This is a genomic window from Vibrio sp. 10N.247.311.49, from assembly GCF_041467655.1.
GTDB lineage: Bacteria > Pseudomonadota > Gammaproteobacteria > Enterobacterales > Vibrionaceae > Vibrio > Vibrio crassostreae_C.
In genome coordinates this window covers 1-1,122 of the sequence record NZ_JBFSVA010000059.1, presented here as the reverse complement: position 1 = coordinate 1,122, position 1,122 = coordinate 1, and the positions used below count along the sequence as shown (strand labels likewise).

Here is a 1,122-nt window from a genome sequence, read left to right as displayed (position 1 = left end):
CCGCCTACGTACTTGAACCTGGACAACCGTCGCCAGGCCCACCTAGCCTTCTCCGTCCCCCCATCGCAATTGTAAGAAGTACGGGAATATTAACCCGTTTCCCATCGACTACGCCTTTCGGCCTCGCCTTAGGAGTCGACTTACCCTGCCCCGATTAACGTTGGACAGGAACCCTTGGTCTTCCGGCGAGGGAGTTTTTCACTCCCTTTATCGTTACTCATGTCAGCATTCGCACTTCTGATACCTCCAGCAGCCCTTACAGACCACCTTCAACGGCTTACAGAACGCTCCCCTACCCCACATACCCTAAGGTACGTAGCCGCAGCTTCGGTGTATAGCTTAGCCCCGTTACATCTTCCGCGCAGGCCGACTCGACCAGTGAGCTATTACGCTTTCTTTAAATGATGGCTGCTTCTAAGCCAACATCCTGGCTGTCTGAGCCTTCCCACATCGTTTCCCACTTAGCTATACTTTGGGACCTTAGCTGGCGGTCTGGGTTGTTTCCCTCTCCACGACGGACGTTAGCACCCGCCGTGTGTCTCCCGGATAGTACTTACTGGTATTCGGAGTTTGCAAAGGGTTGGTAAGTCGGGATGACCCCCTAGCCTTAACAGTGCTCTACCCCCAGTAGTATTCGTCCGAGGCGCTACCTAAATAGCTTTCGGGGAGAACCAGCTATCTCCAGGTTTGATTGGCCTTTCACCCCTAGCCACAAGTCATCCGCTAATTTTTCAACATTAGTCGGTTCGGTCCTCCAGTTGATGTTACTCAACCTTCAACCTGCCCATGGCTAGATCACCTGGTTTCGGGTCTAATCCTAGCAACTGTACGCCCAGTTAAGACTCGGTTTCCCTACGGCTCCCCTAAACGGTTAACCTTGCTACTAAAATTAAGTCGCTGACCCATTATACAAAAGGTACGCAGTCACACCACGAAGGTGCTCCTACTGCTTGTACGTACACGGTTTCAGGTTCTATTTCACTCCCCTCACAGGGGTTCTTTTCGCCTTTCCCTCACGGTACTGGTTCACTATCGGTCAGTCAGTAGTATTTAGCCTTGGAGGATGGTCCCCCCATATTCAGACAGGATATCACGTGTCCCGCCCTACTCGTTTTCACTGAT

The 1,122-nt window shown here is 52.0% G+C and carries 1 rRNA gene; it reads right to left on the bottom strand.

From position 1 onward, the window contains the following. Nucleotides 1-1,122: ribosomal RNA gene (locus AB6E54_RS22605) — 23S ribosomal RNA — on the bottom strand; the annotation flags it as partial.